The organism is Dietzia sp. 179-F 9C3 NHS (assembly GCF_045369825.1).
Taxonomy (GTDB): domain Bacteria; phylum Actinomycetota; class Actinomycetes; order Mycobacteriales; family Mycobacteriaceae; genus Dietzia.
Genome location: NZ_JBIQES010000004.1, coordinates 169,174 through 188,531, shown reverse-complemented (window position 1 = coordinate 188,531; position 19,358 = coordinate 169,174). Strand labels below are relative to the sequence as shown.

The window sequence follows — 19,358 nt, the reverse complement described above, 5'->3', positions numbered from 1 at the left end:
GCCCGCCCTGCTACATCGGCATGATCGGGTGCTTGCGCGGGGACTCGGTACGGGTCTTGTCCTTGAGCTGCGCGAGCGCCTTGCGGAGCATGAGGCGGGTCTCGGACGGCTCGATCACCGCGTCGATGTAGCCGCGCTCGGCGGCCGTGTACGGCGTGGCGATGAACTCGTTGTACATGTCGATGAGCTGCTGGCGGAGCTTGGGCCCCTCGACCGGGCCGGCCTCCTCGATCTGTCGGCGCTGCAGCAGGTCGACGGCCCCCTCGGCGCCCATGACGGCGATGCGGGCGGTGGGCCAGGCGAAGTTGAGGTCGCCGCCGAGGTTCTTGGAGCCCATCACGGCGTAGGCGCCGCCGTAGGCCTTGCGGACGACGAACGTCACCTTGGGCACGGAGGCCGCGGCCACCGCGTAGCCCATCTTGGCGCCGCGGTGGATGATGCCGAGCTTCTCCTGCTGCACGCCCGGCAGGTAGCCGGGGGTGTCCACCACGTAGACGATCGGTATGGAGTAGGCGTCGCAGATCAGCATGAACCGCGTCGCCTTCTCGGAGGCGTCGATGTCGAGCGCGCCGGACAGGTGTAGCGGCTGGTTGGCCACGACGCCCACGGCCTCGCCGTCGACGCGCGCGAAGCCGGTGATGATGTTGGGCGCGAACTGGCCGGAGGTCTCGATGAACTCGCCGTCATCGAACATCCGCACGAGGATGTCGTGCATGTCGTAGGCGGCGTTGTCCGAGTCCGGAATGATCTCGTCGAGCACGAGGTCGGACTCGGTGCGCTCGGGCTCGAGGCCCGGGTTGATTCGCGGGGGCTTCTCGCTGGCGGAGGAGGGCAGGAAGCTGAGCAGCTGGCGCACGTAGGCGAAGGCATCGTGCTCGCTCACGGCCACGTGGTTGACGTTGCCGTTCTTGGCCTGCTGCAGGGCGGAGCCGAGCTCGTCCATCGTGATGTCCTCGCCGGTGACCTTCTTGATCACGTCGGGCCCGGTGATGAACATGTACGCCTGGTCTTGCACGGCCACCACGAAGTCGGTGGTCACGGGCGCGTAGACGGCGCCGCCGGCGCACTTGCCCAGCATGATCGAGATCTGCGGTACGAGCCCGGAGGCCGGGTACTGGCGGCGCCCGATCTCCGAGTAGTACGCGAGCGAGGTGACGGCGTCCTGGACGCGGGCGCCGCCCGAGTCGTTGATGCCGATGATCGGGCAGCCGATCTTGATGGCCAGGTCCATGATCGCGCAGACCTTCTTGCCGAAGCCCTCGCCGACCGAGCCGCCGAACACCGTGTTGTCGTGCGCGTACACGCAGACCGGGCGGCCCTCGATGGTGCCGCGACCGGTCACCACGCCGTCGCCGAACGGGTTGTCGGCGTTGCCGGGCGCCTTGGCGAGCTGGCCCATCTCCACGAAGCTGCCGGCGTCGAGGAGCTCGGCGATGCGCACCCGCGGCGGGGTGCCGCCGGCGGCGGCGCGCTTGGCCTTGGCCCGCTCGCTGCCCGGGTCCTGCGACTGTTCGAGCTTGACCCGCAGGTCGGCCAGTTTCTCGGCGGTGGTCTTGTTGCTCACGCGCCCGCTCCCTTCCGTCCCGCGTCGATCTCGGCGAGCCGACGCGCCAGATGCTTACCGACCGTACCGACCTCGGGCTCGTCCACCACAGCCAGGTGGTCCCCGCGCAGCTGCACGATCTCCAGGTCGTCGACGATCGCGGCCCAGCCGCCGTCGGGATCGACGTGCGCGTACCGGGGCTCGAGCTCGATCGCGCCGTCGTGCATGCGCTCGGCGCGGTAGAGGACGAACGGCACCGCCGCGCCGACGGACGCCCACGCCCCCAGGTCCACGCTCTGCAGTATCCGGTTGTCCACGAAGCTGGCCCGCTGGTGCTCGATCACCCCGCCACCCATGGCGTTGGCCTCCGAGCCCAGGCCCTCGAGCAGCATGGCCAGGACGCCGTCCTCGCCGTGCTCGGCGAGGAACTCGCGCGGCACCTCCACGTCGAGCCCGTAGGTCTTCTCGGCGAACTCCGAGTACCGCTTCCAGCGCTGCTCGGCCTCGTCGAGGGTGTCCGGGACGGGCTCGGACGGCTGCACGGTGTCGAGCAGCACGACCAGCGCCACCTCGTCGCCGGCGGCCCGCAGCTGGCGCGCCACCTCGACGGCGAGCGCGCCGCCGAAGGACCAGCCGCCCAGCGCGACGGGCCGGCCGGCGGCGAGCTCGCGAATCCGCGCCAGGTAGCCGGCGGCCCGCTCGGCGAGCGGCCCCTCGGTGCGCTCGACGCCGTAGACGGGCGTGTCGGCGCCGAGGCGCTCGACGAGCGGCTCGTACACGAGCGACGACCCGCCGGCGGCATGGAAGAGGAACAGCGGGGTGGCCACGTCCGACCCCTCGCGCAGTACGCGCACGTCGCCCTCGACGGCCGCCTCGGTGAACGGCCGCAGCAGGTCGGCCACGTCGGCGATGGACGTGCACCCGCTGAGCTGGGTGGCGGTGACGTCGCCGCCGCTGCGCTCGGACAGGCGGACGGCCAGCGCCTCGCGCTGCGCGTCGTCGATCTCCGGCAGCGCGCCGAGCACTCCCGGTGCCGCGGTGCCGGTGACCACGGCCCAGGCGCCAAAGGCGAGCCGCTCCGTGTCGTCGCGGGGGGCGATGTGGATGTCCGGCGACGACGAGGTGTCCGTCGCGGCGCCGGATCCGGACGCGGCCCCGCCCCTCAGCGCCTCCACATCGACCGCGCCCTCTCCGGCGGCCTGCTTCTCGGCGAGCTCGCCGACGGCCTCGGGGTTCTCCACGGCAAAGGTCACCATCTCCACGACGTCGTCCAGCGACGCGTCGCGCATCGCCTGCAGTTCGAGCGGCGGGATGGAGAACTCGTGTTCGACGCGGTTCTTGATGCGCACCGCCATGAGCGAGTCCAGTCCCAGGTCGAGCAGCGGCAGCTCGCGCGGGAGGTCGTCGGGGCTGTACCCCATCGACGAGGCGACGATCCGGGCGAGGCGGTCGGCGATCGATTCGCCGGAATCCGGGCTCCAACGGGTGTCGGCCTCGTCGTCGTCCCCGGCCTCCACCACCGGGGCGTCGGACTCGGCGGAGACGTAGTGCGGCTCGGGCACCTGGTCGGGGTCGATCGGCGTGCCGCCGGTGACCGCGCACTCCGCGACGAGCGAGAACTCGCCGGGGTTCGCGCCGTGGGCGTGGACCTGCAGCGAGGCGCCGCCGGGGTGCGGGGTCATCGTCGTCGTCACCGGGCCCGCCGCCGGGAGGACCCCCGGGCGGTTCACGGCCGTGAGCGAGGCGCCGTCGAGGACCGACGCGGCAGCGGACTGCATGAGGGCATCGACGCTCGGCACCGCCGCGGCCTGGACCTGCCAGGCGTGGCGGCCGTCGGGCAGCGCCACGTGCGCGCCCGGCATGCGGCCCTCGCCCGAGCCGCCGCCGGCGGTGACCTGCGGCCACAGGGTGCGGCGCTTCCACGCCGTGCCGGGGACGGCGGCGTAGCGGCCGGGACCCGTGACGTGGCCGTGGAGCATCTCCACGACCGAGGCCATGTCAATCTCGTGGCCGTGCACGTACAGCTGCGCGATCGCGTGGAGCAGGGTGTCGGACTCCGACTCCTTGCGCTTGAGCGTGTACAGCAGGTTGGGCTCGGAGAGCCCGGCGTCGAAGCACGTCGCGGCCACCGACATGGCGGCGACGGGGTTGGGCGCGAACTCGAGGAACGTCACGTACCCGGCCTCGACGGCCTTGCGGACGGCCTGGGTGAACCACACCTGGTGGCGCATGCCCTTGACCCAGTACTCCTCCGCGTGGATCGGCTCGTGGCCGGCGCGGTAGAACGTCTCGCGGTCCACCGAGGAGAACAGGCCCGAGGTGAGCGGGCGCGGGTCGAGACCGGCGATCTCGGCGGCGAGCTCGCCCAGCAGCATGTCGACGTCCGAGGTGTGGCCGGCGCCGCGGACCTGCAACTGGCGGGCGAACTTGCCCTGCTCCTCGACCCAGGCCACGAAGTCGGCCACCGGCTTGGCACGACCGCCGACCGTGGTGTGGGTGGGGGCGGCGTAGACGGCGGGCTCGATCGAGGCGAACTGCGGGTTCGCGGCGATGATCTCCGCCACCTCGTCCGCCGAGTACTCGACGAGCGCCATGGCGCCGGCGTCCTCGTCGGACACCTGCTGCTCGGCGTCGCCCATGAGGCGCGAGCGCACGCAGATCACGCGCACCGCGTCCTCGAGGTTCAGCCCGCCGGAGGCGTACGCGGCCGCGACCTCGCCCATCGAGTGGCCGATCACGGCCTCGGGCTTGGCCCCGAGCGCCCGGAGCGTGTCGACCAGGGCCACCTGGATGGCGAAGATGCCCACCTGGGCGGTCTCGACGCCGTAGGTCACCGAGTCGTCGAGGAACATCTCGGCGACGCGGTAGCCGGCCTCGAAGTCGATGAGCTCGTCCACCGCGTCCAGGCACGAGGCGAACAGCGGGTTGGACAGGTACAGCTCCTTGGCCATCTTGCGGTGCTGCGCGCCGAAGCCGGCGAAGATCCACACGTCGCCGGTGCCGGCGGGGGCGTCGGCGCTGAACACGCCCGGCCCCGGATCGCCGGCGGCCAGCGCCCGCAGGCCGGCGACGAGCTCGGCGCGCGAGTGGCCCACCACCGCGCCCCGGGAGCGGCCGTGGTTGCGGGTGGCGAGGGTGCGGGCGACGGCGCCGAGGTCCAGCGTGTCGTCCTGCTGCTCGAGCCAGTCCGCGATCTGCCCCGCGGTGGCCTTGCGGCGCGAGGGTAGCGAGCCGGACACCACGAGGACCGTGGCCGCCGGGGCGAGCCCCTCGCCGTCGCGGGCGACCGTACCGAGCGTGGCCAGCTCGTCGGCGTTGCGCACGACGGCCTCGGACACGCAGCGGGCCACGTCGTCGTCGGCCTCCTCGCCGACCTCCGCGGCCGGGGCGTCGACCGGCGCCTCGGGGGCCTCGGGCCGGTACTCCGCCACCACGACGTGGGCGTTGGTGCCGCCGAAGCCGAAGCCGGAGACGCCCGCGAGGGCGCGGCCGCTGTAGCGCGGCCAGGCGGTGGTCTCGGTGACCACGCTCAGGCGCGCGGCGTCGAAGTCGATGTACGGGTTGGGGCCCGCGAAGTTGAGGGTGGGCGGCAGCGCGTCGTGCCGCATTCCCAGGACGATCTTGGCGAGCCCGGCCGCGCCGGCCGCGGACTCCATGTGGCCGAAGTTGGTCTTGGCGGAGCCGAGCAGGGCGGGACGGTCGGCGTCGCGGCCGCGGCCGAGCACCTGGCCCAGGGCGGTGGCCTCGATGGGGTCGCCGAGGATCGTGCCGGTGCCGTGGGCCTCGATGTAGTCGACGTCCCGCGGGTCCACGCCGGCGTCCGCGTAGGCCTGCCGCAGCACGGAGACCTGGGCGTCCGGGTTGGGCGCGGTCATGCCGTTGGAGCGGCCGTCGGAGTTCACGGCGGAGCCCTTGATCACGGCGAGGACCTGGTCGCCGTCGCGCTCGGCCTCCGAGAGACGCTTGAGGACGAACACGCCGCCGCCCTCGGCGCGGCAGATGCCGTCGGCCTCCGAGGAGAACGCCTTGATCCGCCCGTCCGGGCTCAGGGCGGCACCGGTCTTGGCGAAGCCCATCGTGGCGGCGGGGGCGAGCATCATGTTGACGCCGCCGGCGATCGCGAGGTCGGACTCCCGCAGGCGCAGCGAGTTGACGGCCTCGTGGATCGCCACCAGAGACGTGGAGCAGGCCGTGTCGAGCGTCATCGACGGTCCGCGGAAGTCGAACGTGTACGAGACGCGGTTGGCGATGATCGAGTTGGAGGCGCCGGTGACGGCGTACGGCGACGCCGCGGCCGAGTCGGCGGTGAGGAACACCTGGTAGTCACTCGAGGACGAGCCGAGGAACACGCCCACCTCGCGGCCCTTGAGGTCGCTCGCGGGCAGGTGCGCGTTCTCCAGCGCCTCCCACGTGAGCTCGAGGGCCATCCGCTGCTGCGGGTCCACCATCTCGGCCTCGCGGGGGCTCATGCCGAAGAACTCGGCGTCGAAGTCCCGCACCTCGGAGTCGCGCAGCCAGCCGCCCCGGTCGGGGGCCTCGGCGAGCACCTGCTGCACGTAGGCGTCGCCCGCCCACTCGGACCAGCGGGTGGCCGGGCGCGGGCCGGTGGCGTCGCGGCCGCCGGCGAGCAGCTCCCACGTGGCCTCCGGCGAGTCGGCGCCGCCGGGGAAGCGGGTCGCCAGGCCGATGACGGCCACGTCGAACTCCATGCCCGCGCCGCGCTGGCGGAACGTGTGGAGGTCGGTGGGGATCTCCTCCTCCGCCGGGCCGTTGACCACGTACTCGGCGAGCGAGGCGATCGTGGGGTGCTGGTAGGCGACGGTGGCATCGAGGGGGCGGCCGAGCAGGTCCTCGAGGTCGGCGCTGAGCGAGACCGCATCCCGCGAGGACAAGCCGTACTCCTCGAGCGAGCGGTCGTCGGTGACCTTGGCGGCGTCGAGGCCCGTCGAGCGACAGACCCAGTCCCGCAGCCAGCCGCGGAGCTCCGCGACCGTCATCTCGCTCTGTGACATGGTGTGGCTCGCCTTCCGCTCGCTCGATTCCGTGCGTCCGCCCCCTGCGGCCGCACCCCTACTCTCCGGTGTCGGCCCGCAGGCCGCGCGCTAATCCGCGGGCGCGTCCGGGAAGGCGGTCTGCTGGTAGCCGCCCCGCAGGCTGCCGTCCACATACGCCGCCTTGCACGCCCGTCGGGCGATCTTGCCGCTCGACGTCCGCGGGATCGACCCCGCCGGCACGAGCAGCACGTCCTGGACCGTGACCCCGTGCCGCGCCGAGATGGCCGTCCGCACGGCGTCCGCGATCGGCGCCGGGTCGGCCTTACCCGCACCGGGGGCGCGCTCCCCCACCACGACAAGCGTCTCGGAGGAGTCGTCGGCGGCGATCTCGGCGCCGTGTCGGGCCTCCGGGGGCAGCTGGTTGGCCGGGACGGAGAACGCGGCCACGAAGCCGGGACGTAGCGAGGCCGAGGCGTCCTGGGCGGTGTTCTCCAGGTCCTGCGGGTAGTGGTTGCGGCCGGCGACGATCACGAGGTCCTTGACGCGGCCCGTGATGTAGAGCTGGCCGTCCACGTAGGCCCCGTAGTCGCCGGTGCGCAGCCAGCGCGCGTCCTCGGGCACGGTTCCGAACTCGCGGACCGTCTTGGAGCCCTCCGGCAGGCGCTCGTCGAGCACGTTGCCGAACGTCGCGCGCGACTCGTCCTCACGGCCCCAGTAGGCGCGGCCGATGTTGGTGCCGTGGAGCCAGATCTCGCCGACCCGGCCCTCGGGCAGCTCGCGGCCCCGGCCGTCGTGCTCGCCGGTCGCCTCGTCGATCCCGGGCTCCACGATCGCCGCCCACTGGCTCGGCGAGACGTAGCCGCACGCGACCTGCGGGATGGCGTCCTCGTTGCCCTCGACCTGCTCGGGCGTCAGGACCTCCATGCGGCCCTCGCCGAGGGCGGTGCGGTCCACGTGGATGACGATCGCCTCGTCGTCCTTACGCGGCGACGAGACGAAGAGGGTGGCCTCGGCCATGCCGTACGACGGCTTGATGACGGTCGGCGCCAGCCCGTACGGGGCGAACGCCTCGTTGAAGGCGCGCATCGAGGCCGGGGTGACGGGCTCGGAGCCGTTGATGATGGACGTGACGCCCGAGAGGTCCAGGGTCTCGCCGTCGCGGGGCAGGCCGCGGCGGGCGGCGTGCTCGAAGGCGAAGTTGGGGGCGGCGGCGAAGACGCCGTCGCCGCTGCGCACCGCGGCGAGCTCTCCGACCCACCGGCCGGGCCGCTGCACGAAGGCGCGGGGGCTCATCACGGTGATGGTGGCGCCGCCCATCGCCGGGAGGATGACGGTGAGCAGGCCCATGTCGTGGAAGAGCGGCAGCCAGGTCACGCCGCGGGACTCGCGGGACAGTCCCAGGCCGTCGAAGAGCTGCATGACGTTGGTGACGACGTTGCGGTGCGTGATCTCCACGCCCGCGGGGACGCGGGTCGAGCCGGAGGTGTACTGCAGGTACGCGATGTCGTCGGCGGTGAGCGTCGGCCGCTGCCAGCCCGACGCGAGCTCGTCCGGGATGGCGTCGACGGCGACGGTGCGCGGCCGCTCGCGGGCCGGCAGCTGGCGGAACAGCGTCCGCACGCCGGCCGCCGAGTTCGTGGAGGTGAGGATGACCGACGGCGTGCAGTCCCCGAGCACCGCGTGGAGGCGGTCGTGGTGGCCCGGCTCGTCCGGGTCGAACAGCGGCACGGCGATGAGCCCGGCGTGGATCGCGGCGAAGAACGACACGATGTAGTCGAGGCCCTGTGGGGCGAGGATCGCCACCCGGTCGCCCGGCTCGGCCACCTGCTGCAGCCGCGCGGCGATGGCGTGCAGGCGGTCGCCGAAGCGGGTCCACGTGAGCTCGTGCACCGCGCCCTGGCGGGAGGACGAGTAGTCGATGTAGCGGTAGACGAGACTGTCCGACGTCGGGTCCTGACGCGCGGCGGAAACATGGCCTTCGACGAAGTCGACGAGGGTCGTGTGATCGGGGATCACAATCGCCCCGCCGGCGTCGTGGTACTGCTCGAACTCCACGGTGCTCCGTTCCGTACCGATGACTGGTTGGTCGACGTCGCCGACCTCGGTCCTCCCGGGTGCGCTGACGACACGCTCGGTCGATCCTACAGCGTGCACCACAGCACTTTCGAAATCGAATTGAGATATGCGGTCGGCGCGTCGCGCGCGGGTTCAGTTGTGCGCGATCTCCGGCGCCGCGTCGACGAGTTCGGAGATGTGACCGAGCGTCCAGTCCGGCACGGTGGTGCCCTCGATGACGTCCGGGTTGGTGGCGTACTGGGCGTGGATCGCGTTGTTGGCGAGGAATTCCTGGAACCGGGCCGCGCCGTCCACCACGTTGAGCGGGGCGTTGCAGATGAGGTCGCGCGAGTCGCAGATCTGGGCGGTCCGGTCCTGCAGCTCTCCGAAGCCGCCGGGGCGCGGGCCCGTCATGGTGGCGCCGGCGATGAGCTCGGTGATGCCGGTGACGGGCTGCAGCGAGATCTCCATGCCCTGGCCGTTGCCGGGGGACAGGCCCGGCGAGACGCCCACGCCGGGCTGGCGGCGGCCGTCCGCGATGAGGACGCTGCCCCGCACGAGGTCCGCGGGGACCGGACCGTTGCCGGTGCCGATCTCGTTGGTGAGGTCGCCGGCGATCACCGCGCCCTGCGAGAAGCCCAGCAGGACGTAGGAGGTGTGCGGGCAGTGGTCGTGCGTGGCGGCGAGCTCCGCCCGTGCCCGCTCCAGGCCCTCGTGGCGACTCTGGTCGTAGGGGATCTCCTGCGGCCGCTGCGGGTTCCGGAACTGCGCCACGTAGGGGACGGTGAAGACCTCGAGCCGGTCGTCGCCGTATTTCTCGGCCAGCGGGTCCGTGATGGTCCGCAGCAGGGCGTTGGGCAGGAACGACGGCGCGTGCGGGTCGTCGGTCGGGCTGCTCTCCCAGGTTCCGGGGACGGCGAGCAGCTCGACGTCCGGGCAGTCCGCGGGCTGCGAGAGCTCGGGCTCGCCCGGCAGCGGCAGCGGGCCCTCGCCGGGCCCGGGCGTGAGCCCGCGGTTGCCCAGCCACCAGCCGATGCCCAGCACCAGCAGGACCACCAGGGCCAGGGCGCCCAGGGAACAGCCCAGGCGGCGACCTCCGTTGCGTCGAGCCACGATCCGCACTCCTTTCCGGCCACCCGCCCTCGGTGTCCGCGGGCCGCCGACGTCAGGTCCAACGCCCGGGGCGCCCGCCGGGTTCCGCGCGGCGCCCGGGAGTGACGGAGACGACGTCAGACGCGGTGCCGACCGTCAGGGGCAGAGCTGGCCGGCCGCGGCCTCCACGACCGCCCGCGACAGCTCGTCGACCTCGCGGTCCGAATAGCCACCCGCCACGATCTGACCGGCCACGGCGTCGGCGATGATCGTCGTCTCCCCCGCCGCCCCACCGGTCGTCCGGACGCGGCAGATGGCGTTGCCGGCGGCGACCAGCGAGTCGGACATCTCGTCGGTCTCGATGTCCTCGTCCTTGAGCGCCGCCAGGTAGCCGCGCTCCCGGGCCCCCACGACCGGGCCGGTGAGGCCGGGAGCGTCGGACTCCACCGGTACAGGGGCCTCGGTGTAGCGGCCGGCGTCCCGGGTGGCCGGGACGCGGGGCGAGTCCGTGCCCGTGCCGGGCGGCGGCGCCATCGTCCCGGCGTCCGGGGTGCCCGAGACCGTCGAGTCCCCACCCCCGCACGCGGTGAGCAGGCCGCCGGCCACGACAAGCGCGGCGGCCGCGGCGACCGCCCGGGTCCGTGCGCCGGGCGTCACGAGATCTCCGCCCGACCGTTGGCGACCGTGATCGTGCCACCCTCGAACTCCATGACCTGGCCTTCCGGGGTGGTGCGCAGCGCGCTCTTGGGGTAGCCGAGCCGCCCCCGCTCGTAGCCCTCGGTGCCCCAGGCCTCGAACACCGGGCCCTGCGGGACGACGTGCGCGCCGGTGCGCGGCGACCAGTAGATGATCCCGCCCTCGAAGCGGGTCAGCGCGCCGCCCTTCTCCAGGGGTGCCTCCTCGCCGGTCGGGTACCCGAGCGCCGAGTTCTCTGCGCCGGCCTCCTTGTAGGCGGCGAGGATGGCGCCCTTGACGAGCTTGGGACCGGTCTTCTCGGACCAGTACACGGTGCCGCCCTGGAAGCCCTGCACCACGCCCGGCTTGTTGGGGTTGGTGACCTCGTCCGTCGTCGGGTAGCCCAGCGCGCCACCCTCGGCCCCGCGGTCGTGCCACATGCCGCGGATCGCGCCGCGGACCGCGTGCGCGCCGGTGGTGGGCGACCAGTAGATGGCGCCGTTCTCGAAGGTGTTGAAGCGGCCCTTGCCGTCGGGCGTGCGGGTCTCGTCGGAGGTCGGCAGGCCGAGCGGGCCGTCCGGACCGCCCTCGGCCTGGTACGCGGCGCCGATCGAGCCGATCACCGAATGCGCCCCGTGCTGCGGCGACCAGAACACCCGGCCGAAGCGGAAGTCTGTGGCCTTGCCGCCCGCCACGTCGTACTCGTCCGTGAGGCACGGGCCGAGGTCGGGCTGGCGCTCCGCGAGCGCGGCGATCTCGCCGCGGGCGGAGCACGCGGGCTCCACGTTCTCGATGCCCACCGCGGCGGCGTACTGCGGCCACGCCTGGGTCATCTCGAACTGCCAGTACGGCCACGTGTGGGTGCCGGACGGCCGGAAGTTGGCGGTGACCTCCACGCCCGCGCCGCGGGCCTTGTTGACGAAGGTCTGGGTGGTCATCCGCGAGAGCAGCTCGAGGCCGTACCCCGGGAAATTGGTCGGGATGTCCGGCAGGCCGGACGGCTGGTCCCACGGGCCGGTGTTGCCGCTGCCCGCCGAGACGTAGACGCTCTGGCCGCGCATCTTCTCCGCGTGGAGCTTGGGGTCCTGGTCCTGCCAGCGCTGCGAGCCCAGCGGGCCCCACATCGACTCGGCCGGGTAGCCGCCGGCGTCCTGCATGGCCACCTTGATGGCCTCCGGCATGCCGAAGCTCGTGGTGTCGAGGAAGCCCGAGTAGCTGGCGGCGAAGCGGTAGCGCTCGGGGTGCCGCTGGGCCAGCATCATGGCGGCCGTGCCGCCCATCGACAGACCGGCGACGCCGTGCTTGTCTCCCACCCTCCAGTCGCGCTCGAGCAGCGGCGGCAACTCGTCCGTGAGGAACGTCTCCCACTGGTACGCCTCCCCCTTGGCGTCGGACTCCCAGTCGGTGTAGAAGCTCGACTCTCCGCCCACGGGAAGGACGATCACCGCGTTCTTGGCGTCGAAGAACTGGTCGATGCGGGTCTCGAGGGTCCAGCCACTCGCGTCGTCGCGGGCGCGCAGGCCGTCGAGGAGGAGCAGCGACGGGTAGGTGCGATCGGGTTCGGCGTTCCACGCGGCCGGCAGCATGAGCTGCACCTGGACGGCCTTCTTCATCGCCGGCGACTGCACCCACAGCGCCACGCGGTTGGCCGTCTTCCACTCGACCCGGTCCAGCCGGACGCCGGACGGCGCCTCGGACCGGGACTGGGCCTGCGACTGCGTCCCGCCCTCGTTCTGGGCCGAGGCGGCCGGCGGGGCGAGGAGGCCGGAACCCACCATGCCGGCGACGAGTGGGGCCGCGAGGAGGGAAGCCCACCGGGTGCGGGGGCTCGCGAATGCGCTGGGGGTCGCCATGTGTGTGTTCTCTTCCTTGCCGCGCGAGATGACAGGTCTGCCCGGGGCCGCGGATGCGGTGCGTCCGTGGGTTCCCCTCCCACGGCGAGCCCCGACGGTGCAACGAAACACCGGGGCCCCGCACGCGAATCTACGCGCGGGGCCCCGGTGTGACGGGTGAGGACTCGCTGAGGAGTGCCGTATTCGTCTGTGGACTCGGATCCGTCAGCCGCGGAGCGCGCCGAGGATCTGCGGCTTGGCCGCGATGAGGTCGTCGTTCCAGTAGCCCCAGCCGTGGATGCCGGTGGTGCGGTACTCGAACGTCGCCCGGTTCGCCTCGGCGTTGATCACGTTCTGGAACGCGATGGTCGAGCCGCGCGACAGGCCCTCGAGGATGATGCCGTTGAACGTGTTGAACACTGCCTGCAGGCTGGACGGCTGGTCATACTGACCCGGGATGGCCGACCCGGCGGTGAGGTACATCGGGATGTCCCGCAGGCGGTTCACGTTGAGCAGCGGGTCGTTGTAGCCCCACGCGGGCGAGCCGGGCAGGCCCCACATGGCGAACGGGTCACACTTGCACTGGTCGAACATCGCGAGCGGGATCATGGAGTACATGCCCGGCGCGGTGGGGTTCATGTAGCCGGAGAACACCGAGACCTGCTTGAACTGGTCACGGTGGTGGGCGGCGAGGGTGGCCGCCGCGGAGCCGCCCATGGACAGGCCGGCGATCGCGTTGTTGTTGGGCGAGACGCCGAAATGCTGCTGCAGGTAGCCGGGGAGCTCCTTTGTGAGGAAGGTCTCCCACTTGTACTCGAGGAGGTTGCCACCCAGGTTGATGGGCCGCTCCCAGTCGGAGTAGAAGGACACCTGGCCGCCGACCGGCATGACCAGGGTCACGTTGTCCATGAGGAAGCTGCGGTGCGCCTGGGCGTCGCGGGTCCACGCGTTCCAGTCGTCCCGGGCGCGGAGTCCGTCGAGCAGGTACAGGCCGCCGTTGCCGCCGTGGCTCGAGGGCTGGACCTGCACGCGGATGTTGCGGTTCATGCTCGGCGACCACACGTCACAGAACTGGACCCAGGACATCGCGCCGAGGTCCGGGTCGCAGTGACCGGTCGAGTCCGGACGCATCCACCCGCGGTTACCCACCGGGTTCTCGTTCACCGCCGCCGGCGCCATCGCCGGCGCGGCCTGCGGCGGCGGCTCGTTCGAACCGCTCCCCGCCGACAGGTCGGACTGGGCGGAGGCGACACCGGGGGCGCCGGCCATCAGCCCGACAGCGGTGGCCACGGCGGTGAACCCGGCCGCGACGCGGCGCCGGAGAGTGGTCTGGGACATTCGTAGTTTCCTTTGTTCGTTCCTGGTGCCCGCGGGGGTGCCCGCCGGCATCGGTGACGTCCATCGGACCGACCCCACCAGGGGAGGGCCGGAACTCGCGACACGCCTACTGTCGCGCATTATGGGACAGGTGTTACATGTCGAGACCGATTCAGGGCTCGACCGTTACCGTTCCGAGACAACGGCACGGGCAACCCTACCGAGTGCCCTGATACTTTTCCACTTCCTCAGGCATGGGCAGCCCGCAGCGCTGCACCTCGTAGCCAGGGATTCTGTTGATCCGGTACTCCGCGAATGAGAATGCGTTCACCAGGTTGGACCAGCGGAGTTCCGCCGTGAGCGGGCCCGCGTAGGACTCGATGAGCGCCTGTGTGGCCGGGCACTGCAGCGCCGTCTCCGCCTGGTTGATCCAGTTGACGTCGACCCACCGTGGAAAGTTGACGGGGTCCTCGACGACCCCGGTCTGCGCCAGCACCCAGTCGTACGGCAGGAACTTGTCGTGCCCGATCCGGCCGTCCTCCATCCGGTCGGTGTGCGCGGCCAGCGGCGAGGCCAGCCCCACGGTGTCGTAGACGTCCACGTCCAGCGGCAGGTTCATGCTCGTCATGCCCAGGTTGAGGAACACCACCGTCTTGATCGGGTCGGCCGGCAGCTCGTACGGGGCCAGGCCCGGCATCGGGTGGTCGTAGGGGACGACCTCCCACCGGTCCTGGTTGCCGGGAACGGCGAGGAACACCGCGCCGGTCTCGTTGCGCCGGACCTCCCGCACCAGCGCCCGCATCCGCGGGAAGTCCAGGTAGTCCTCGGCGAGCAGGGGGTGCCGACGCCCGGTGCGCTGGATGTAGAACTGCCGCTCGTCCACGATCCCCGCGGTGGTGATCGCCTCCGGTTCCTCCCGGAACGGGTCCTCGACAACGTGGACCGTCACCGCCCAGCCCACCACCACGAGCCAGGCCAGCCCCACCACCGGCACCGCGACGCGGCGCACCCGGGCGTCGTCCGCACCGCGGGCGGGTCCGAGCGGCACCGGCACCACGGAGACGGGCAGCAGAAACAGGAAGAGCGACGGCAACAGCACGCGGCCGTGCATGAAGTCGCCGCCCACCCGGGTCACGTAGATGAGCATGGTCACCGCGACCAGCAGGAAGGCGGCGGTGACGACGGGGGTGGACCGGACGCGGCCGCGCACGTCCTCGAGGGATTCCGGCCGCCGCCACCGCTCCGGCGTCCGGCCGCCGCCTGCCCACAGCGAGACGACCCCGGCGGCCAGGACCAGTACGAGCGGCAGCAGGAGCGAGTACGGGGCGAGCAGGTCCCACAGGTACGCCAGACCCTTGTCCCACTTGGAGCCGCCGGCGTCCTTGGCCACCGCGGTGAGCGGGTACGGCAGCGCGTAGTAGGACATCCGCCAGAGCTGGTAGGCCACCGGCACGGTGCCCGCGATCACCACGAGCCACCCCAGGTGCCGCCACGACTGCCGCGCGGCGGCGAGCAGACCCAGGAAGACCACGGCGGCCAGGGCCAGCTCGGGCCGCACGAGTGGACCCAACCCGGCGACGAACGCGATCACGGCGGTGCCCACGGTGGGCAGTCCCAACCGGTGCTCGCGGTGCGCGGCCCGGGCCCACAACTGCAGGCCCCACCACATCGCGCCGATCCAGGCGATCACCAGTCCCGTCTCCAGGCCGGAGGAGGCGAAGTCGCGGGCCGGAGGCAGGACGGCGTAGACGAACACCCCCAGCGGCAGCAGGAGCAGCGCACGCCCGGTCGGTGCGCGCCGCGTCCCGAGGTACATGACGCGCGTGCCGAGCATGGCGAACGCCACCGCGAGCATGCTCAGCGTGAGCGCGAGCCCCAGCGCCACCAGTTCGAGGCGGTAGCCGACCGCCTCGTGTGTGAAGTAGATGAGATAGGTCCACACGGTGGAGGTGTTGGACTCCACCCGCTCGCCGGCGTTGAAGACCGGGCCGTTGCCGGCGATGAGGTTGCGCACGGTGCGCAGGACGATGAGCCCGTCGTCGGCGATCCACCGCCGCTCCCACGCGCCGGCGAAGAAGGTGAGGACGGCCGTGACCAACCCGCCCCAGAAGACGAGCTCGTGGCGCCGCCCCGCCGTCCTCTCCGCGATCGACACGGTTCCGCCCCGCGTCAGCTCAGCGACGGGACGACGTACACGCCCATCACCACAGTGGCCACCCACAGGAACGCGAGGATCTGCAGGACGCGGTCGCCGAGCGCGATGTCCTCGGGCTCGCCGGCCTGGGCGGCGTCCACGTCGACGGCGTAACGCAGCACGGCGATGGTGAAGGGCACGATCGAGATCTGCAGCCAGATGGCCGTGTCGGTACCCTCGCCGCGCTGGTAGGCCCACAGGGCGTAGCAGAGCACGAGCACGGTGGCCGAGAGGGTCCACACGAAGCGCAGGTAGGTGGGCGTGTAGCTCTCGAGCGCCTTACGGATCTTGGCGCCGGTCTCCAGGTGCAGGCGCAGTTCGGCGTAGCGCTTGCCGGCCGCCATGAAGAGCGAGCCGAACGCCATGACGAGTAGGAACCACTGCGAGATCTCGACCTCGGCCGCGGCGCCGCCGGCCACCGCGCGCAGGAGGAAGCCGGAGGAGACAAAGGCGATGTCGAGTACCGGCTGATGCTTGAGGCCGAAGCAGTACATGAGCTGTAGCACGATGTACACGGCCACGACGATCGCGAGCGCGGGGTGCGTGAAGATCAGCGAGAGCGCGATGGCGGCCGCGATGAGCGCCACCGCCATCCCGTACGCCACGGGCACCGGCAGGACTCCCGCCGCGATGGGCCGGAACCGCTTGGTGGGGTGCGCGCGGTCGGCCTCGACGTCCATCGCGTCGTTGATGAGGTACACGCTGGAAGCCGCGAGGCAGAACGCCACAAAGGCGATGAAGACCGAGAACAGAACGGTCGTGTCGGTGAGCGTCTGCGTGCCGGCGGCGGCGGGCGCGGCCACCACGAGGACGTTCTTGACCCACTGCTTGGGACGCAGCGCCTTGATCATGCCGTCGACGACGTTCTTGGGCGGGGCCCCCTGGGCCTCCGCCTCCTCCTCGGCGCGGTCGATGAGGTTCGCGGTGTGCGGCTCCGAGCCGAGGAGCTGGTGCTCGCCCGCCGCCCGGGCGGCGGGGCGTCCGGTCTGATCGGTCATCGGGTCTCCTCGGGGGTGTCACGGAGCGCGGCGGGCAACATCCGCTGGACGGCAGGGCTCGGCCAGGCGGCGCGGGTGACGGCCGCGCAGCCGGCACCGACGGCGGCACCGGCGAGCACGTCAGAAGGGTAGTGGACGCCCAGCGTGAGCCGCGAGGCCAGCATCACCGGGACGAGCGTTGGGGCGACCGGCACGCCGCTCACCGCGCCCGCGAGCAGCGCGAACGCGGAGGTCGAGGTGGCGTGGGAGGAGGGGAAGCTGAGCGTGGAGGGGGTGCCCACCCCCACCCGCACGGCGGGGTGGTCGGGGCGACGACGACGAACCACACGCTTGAGGACCACGGAGGCGGCGTGCGCGGAGAACGTCCCCACGCCGACCATCGCCCACCGGCCGCGGCGGGGCGGGTCCGCCGCCATGCCGACGGCCGCGACCGCCATCCAGCCGAGCGCGTGCTCGCCCACGTGGCTCAGCATGACCGCGGCCTTCCGCGACCCGGGGACCGCGAGCAGCCGCCGCTGGACCTCCGACAGGAGCCGGACCTCGCCGGTGGGGACGGGGATCTCCAGCTGCGGGGCGCCGGCCGGCCCCGTCGACTCAGGATTCGAAGACACGGCTCCAGGCCTCCTTCGTGATGAGACCGGCGTGGGCCTCGCGGTAGCGGCGCCGCATCTCGGGGAACCGGCGGTAGAGCTCACGGTGGGCGTCGAGCGACGCGGCGAGCAGGGCCCGCGCCTTGTCCCGGTCGCGCTTGCGGTAGACGACGCCGCGGCCGTCGGCGGTGGTGACGGTGGCCCCGTCGACCCGGCTCAGCGAGTACCAGCGAGCCTCGATCGGCGGGAAGTTGGCCTGCGGCACCTCGTGGTGGGCCTTGTCGTCCCTGGTCAGGGTGTGGGCGAGGCCCCGGGCCAGGGCGAGGCCCTTGCGCACCGGGCCCTTCGGCTCGACGTGCACGCCGGCGGGCGCGCCGGACGGCGCCGGCAGCTCGACGGCGGAGCCGATCACCACGGCGTCCGGGTACTCCGCCCGCATCGTGCGCACCTTCGGCAGCGCCGAGGGCAGCAGCTCGTAGAGGGCCTCGGGGCCGCGGAGAAAGTCGCGGATCGCCTCGATCTGGATGGCGACCGTCGAGTACTCGAGGCAGACCAGGTGCTTGACCAGCGCCTTGAGGCTGGACTTCATGATCCCCTTGTGGTCGCCGTCGTGGTAGAGCGAGGCCACCACGAGGCGGTTGCGCAGGTGGAAGTACGCCTGCCAGTCGATCGCGTCGTCCTTGTCGCTCCACGCCATGTGCCAGATGGCCACGCCCGGCATGGTGACGGTGGGGTGGCCGGCCCGCCGCGCGCGCAGCCCGTACTCGGCGTCGTCCCACTTGATGAACAGCGGCAGCGGCTGGCCGATCTTCTCCGCGACCACGCGCGGGATGAGGCACATCCACCAGCCGTTGTAGTCCACGTCGATGCGGCGGTGGAGTTCCTTGGGGTTCTCGCGGTCCGTGAGCGGGTAGCGCGAGAAGTCGTAGTCGTAGTCCGCATGCGGCGCCGAGGTCCACATGAAGTCGTGAGCGCCCACGACCTCGCCCATCGTGTGCAGATGGCTGCGCTCCTGGAGGTTGAGCATCTGCCCGCCCACGAGCATGGGGACGGTCGAGAAGCGCCCGAACGCCAGCGCGCGGAGGATCGAGTCGGGTTCGATCTCGATGTCGTCGTCCATGAAGAGGATGAACGGCGCATCGGTGAGGCGTCGCGCCTCGTACATGATCCGGCTGTACCCGCCGGAGCCGCCGAGGTTGGGCTGGTCGAAGATCCGTAGCCGTCCACCGAGCAGGTCCTCGGCCTCGGCGAAGCCGGGCTCGTCGCGGACCTTGCGGTCACCCTGGTCCGGCATGAGCACGGCGTCGATCACCGCGTCGACCTCGGGGTCGCTCGTCAGCGCGCGCAGCGCGGCCACCGCGTCGCCGGGCCGGTTGAAGGTGGGGATGCCGACGGTGACGCGGCGGTCGTTGGGCACCTGCCGCGAGGGGTCCGGGCGGCCCTCGGGGCTGGCGTCGGGGCGCGTGGCCGGCGCGTCGATCGGCGAGTACCAGCCGGCCGCGAGCAGCTCCACATCCGTGTCGGAGGTGAGGTCGAACCAGATCCAGCCGCCGTCCTCGAACGGGCCGAGGTCGCACTCGATCTCCACCGTGCTCACCAGGTCGGCCCCGCCCGCGCCGGGCTCGCCCACCACCTCGCCGGTGATCGCGATGCGCGAGCCGTCGATCTTGGAACGGTAGAGGTCCACCCGGCCGGCACCGCGGAGGGTGAGCCGCAGGACCACCGACTCCAACACCGTCCAGCGGCGCCAGTACGCGGCGGCGAACGCGTTGAAGTAGGTGGCAAAGGACACCTCGGCGTCGGCCCCGATGCTCAGCGTGGTGCGGCTGCCCGAGTGGGCGCGGCGCGCATTGGTGGGCGCCTCGACCAGGTACAGGGACCGCACGTCGAGCGGCTCGCCGGGCCGCGGCAGAATCACGCGCTGGAGGCATTCCCGGCCACGCGGCGAGTCGAGGACGGCGACCGAGCGCCCGACCTCGTCGTCCGGCTCGTGGTGGCCGTGATGCTCCATATGGATGAGTCCCCGTTCCCGGCGGCCTGCGCCGCCCTCGGTACATGTCGAAAGCCG

11 protein-coding genes are annotated in these 19,358 nt (G+C 72.1%); all 11 read right to left on the bottom strand.

The annotated features are described in order from the left end of the window. Nucleotides 1–10: 10 nt before the first annotated feature. Complete coding sequence (locus tag ACH0BZ_RS07115; protein WP_406897320.1) at nt 11–1,564, bottom strand: acyl-CoA carboxylase subunit beta; 1,554 nt, start codon at nt 1,562–1,564, stop codon at nt 11–13. Then, nucleotides 1,561–6,555: a polyketide synthase Pks13 gene (gene pks13 / locus ACH0BZ_RS07110; protein ID WP_406897319.1), complete on the bottom strand. Its 4,995-nt coding sequence runs from the start codon at nt 6,553–6,555 to the stop codon at nt 1,561–1,563. The genes ACH0BZ_RS07115 and pks13 overlap by 4 nt, the downstream gene beginning before the upstream one ends. Before the next feature lie 90 nt (nt 6,556–6,645). Next, a complete protein-coding gene (fadD32, locus tag ACH0BZ_RS07105) occupies nt 6,646–8,592 on the bottom strand; it encodes a long-chain-fatty-acid--AMP ligase FadD32 (RefSeq protein WP_406897317.1) in 1,947 nt (648 codons plus the stop codon). 153 nt (nt 8,593–8,745) lie between these two features. Beyond that, entirely contained in the window at nt 8,746–9,705 is a 960-nt protein-coding gene (locus ACH0BZ_RS07100) for a cutinase family protein (RefSeq protein WP_406897316.1), read from the bottom strand. Between the two features lie 135 nt (nt 9,706–9,840). Further along, on the bottom strand, nt 9,841–10,341 hold the full coding sequence (locus ACH0BZ_RS07095) for a DUF732 domain-containing protein (RefSeq protein ID WP_406897315.1): 501 nt from the start codon (nt 10,339–10,341) through the stop codon (nt 9,841–9,843). Beyond that, nucleotides 10,338–12,212 (bottom strand): alpha/beta hydrolase-fold protein, encoded by a 1,875-nt coding sequence (locus tag ACH0BZ_RS07090; protein WP_406897313.1) that lies wholly within the window; start codon nt 12,210–12,212, stop codon nt 10,338–10,340. Before ACH0BZ_RS07090 ends, ACH0BZ_RS07095 begins: the two co-directional genes overlap by 4 nt. Nucleotides 12,213–12,416: 204 nt before the next feature. After that, nucleotides 12,417–13,529 carry an alpha/beta hydrolase gene (locus ACH0BZ_RS07085; protein ID WP_406897312.1) on the bottom strand — a complete coding sequence of 371 codons (1,113 nt, stop codon included), beginning with the start codon at nt 13,527–13,529 and terminating at the stop codon, nt 12,417–12,419. 196 nt (nt 13,530–13,725) lie between these two features. Then, nucleotides 13,726–15,663 (bottom strand): flagellar motor control protein ZomB, encoded by a 1,938-nt coding sequence (zomB, locus tag ACH0BZ_RS07080; protein ID WP_406897310.1) that lies wholly within the window; start codon nt 15,661–15,663, stop codon nt 13,726–13,728. 14 nt (nt 15,664–15,677) lie between these two features. Then, nucleotides 15,678–16,700, bottom strand: a complete 1,023-nt coding sequence (locus ACH0BZ_RS07075; protein ID WP_406897308.1) for a decaprenyl-phosphate phosphoribosyltransferase — start codon at nt 16,698–16,700, stop codon at nt 15,678–15,680. After that, a complete protein-coding gene (locus ACH0BZ_RS07070; RefSeq protein WP_406897306.1) occupies nt 16,697–17,311 on the bottom strand; it encodes a phosphatase PAP2 family protein in 615 nt (204 codons plus the stop codon). Before ACH0BZ_RS07070 ends, ACH0BZ_RS07075 begins: the two co-directional genes overlap by 4 nt. Beyond that, the gene (locus tag ACH0BZ_RS07065) at nt 17,295–19,301 is read right to left on the bottom strand and encodes a glycosyltransferase (RefSeq protein ID WP_406897304.1); all 2,007 of its coding nucleotides are present in this window, start codon (nt 19,299–19,301) and stop codon (nt 17,295–17,297) included. Before ACH0BZ_RS07065 ends, ACH0BZ_RS07070 begins: the two co-directional genes overlap by 17 nt. Nucleotides 19,302–19,358 lie beyond the last annotated feature (57 nt).

Bases quoted from the DNA above. Each gene is read 5' to 3' on its own strand.
- ACH0BZ_RS07090 (WP_406897313.1), bottom strand. From the start codon at position 12,212: ATGGCGACCCCCAGCGCATTCGCGAGCCCCCGCACCCGGTGGGCTTCC.
- pks13 (WP_406897319.1), bottom strand. From the start codon at position 6,555: ATGTCACAGAGCGAGATGACGGTCGCGGAGCTCCGCGGCTGGCTGCGG.
- ACH0BZ_RS07065 (WP_406897304.1), bottom strand. From the start codon at position 19,301: ATGGAGCATCACGGCCACCACGAGCCGGACGACGAGGTCGGGCGCTCG.
- ACH0BZ_RS07085 (WP_406897312.1), bottom strand. From the start codon at position 13,529: ATGTCCCAGACCACTCTCCGGCGCCGCGTCGCGGCCGGGTTCACCGCC.
- ACH0BZ_RS07075 (WP_406897308.1), bottom strand. From the start codon at position 16,700: ATGACCGATCAGACCGGACGCCCCGCCGCCCGGGCGGCGGGCGAGCAC.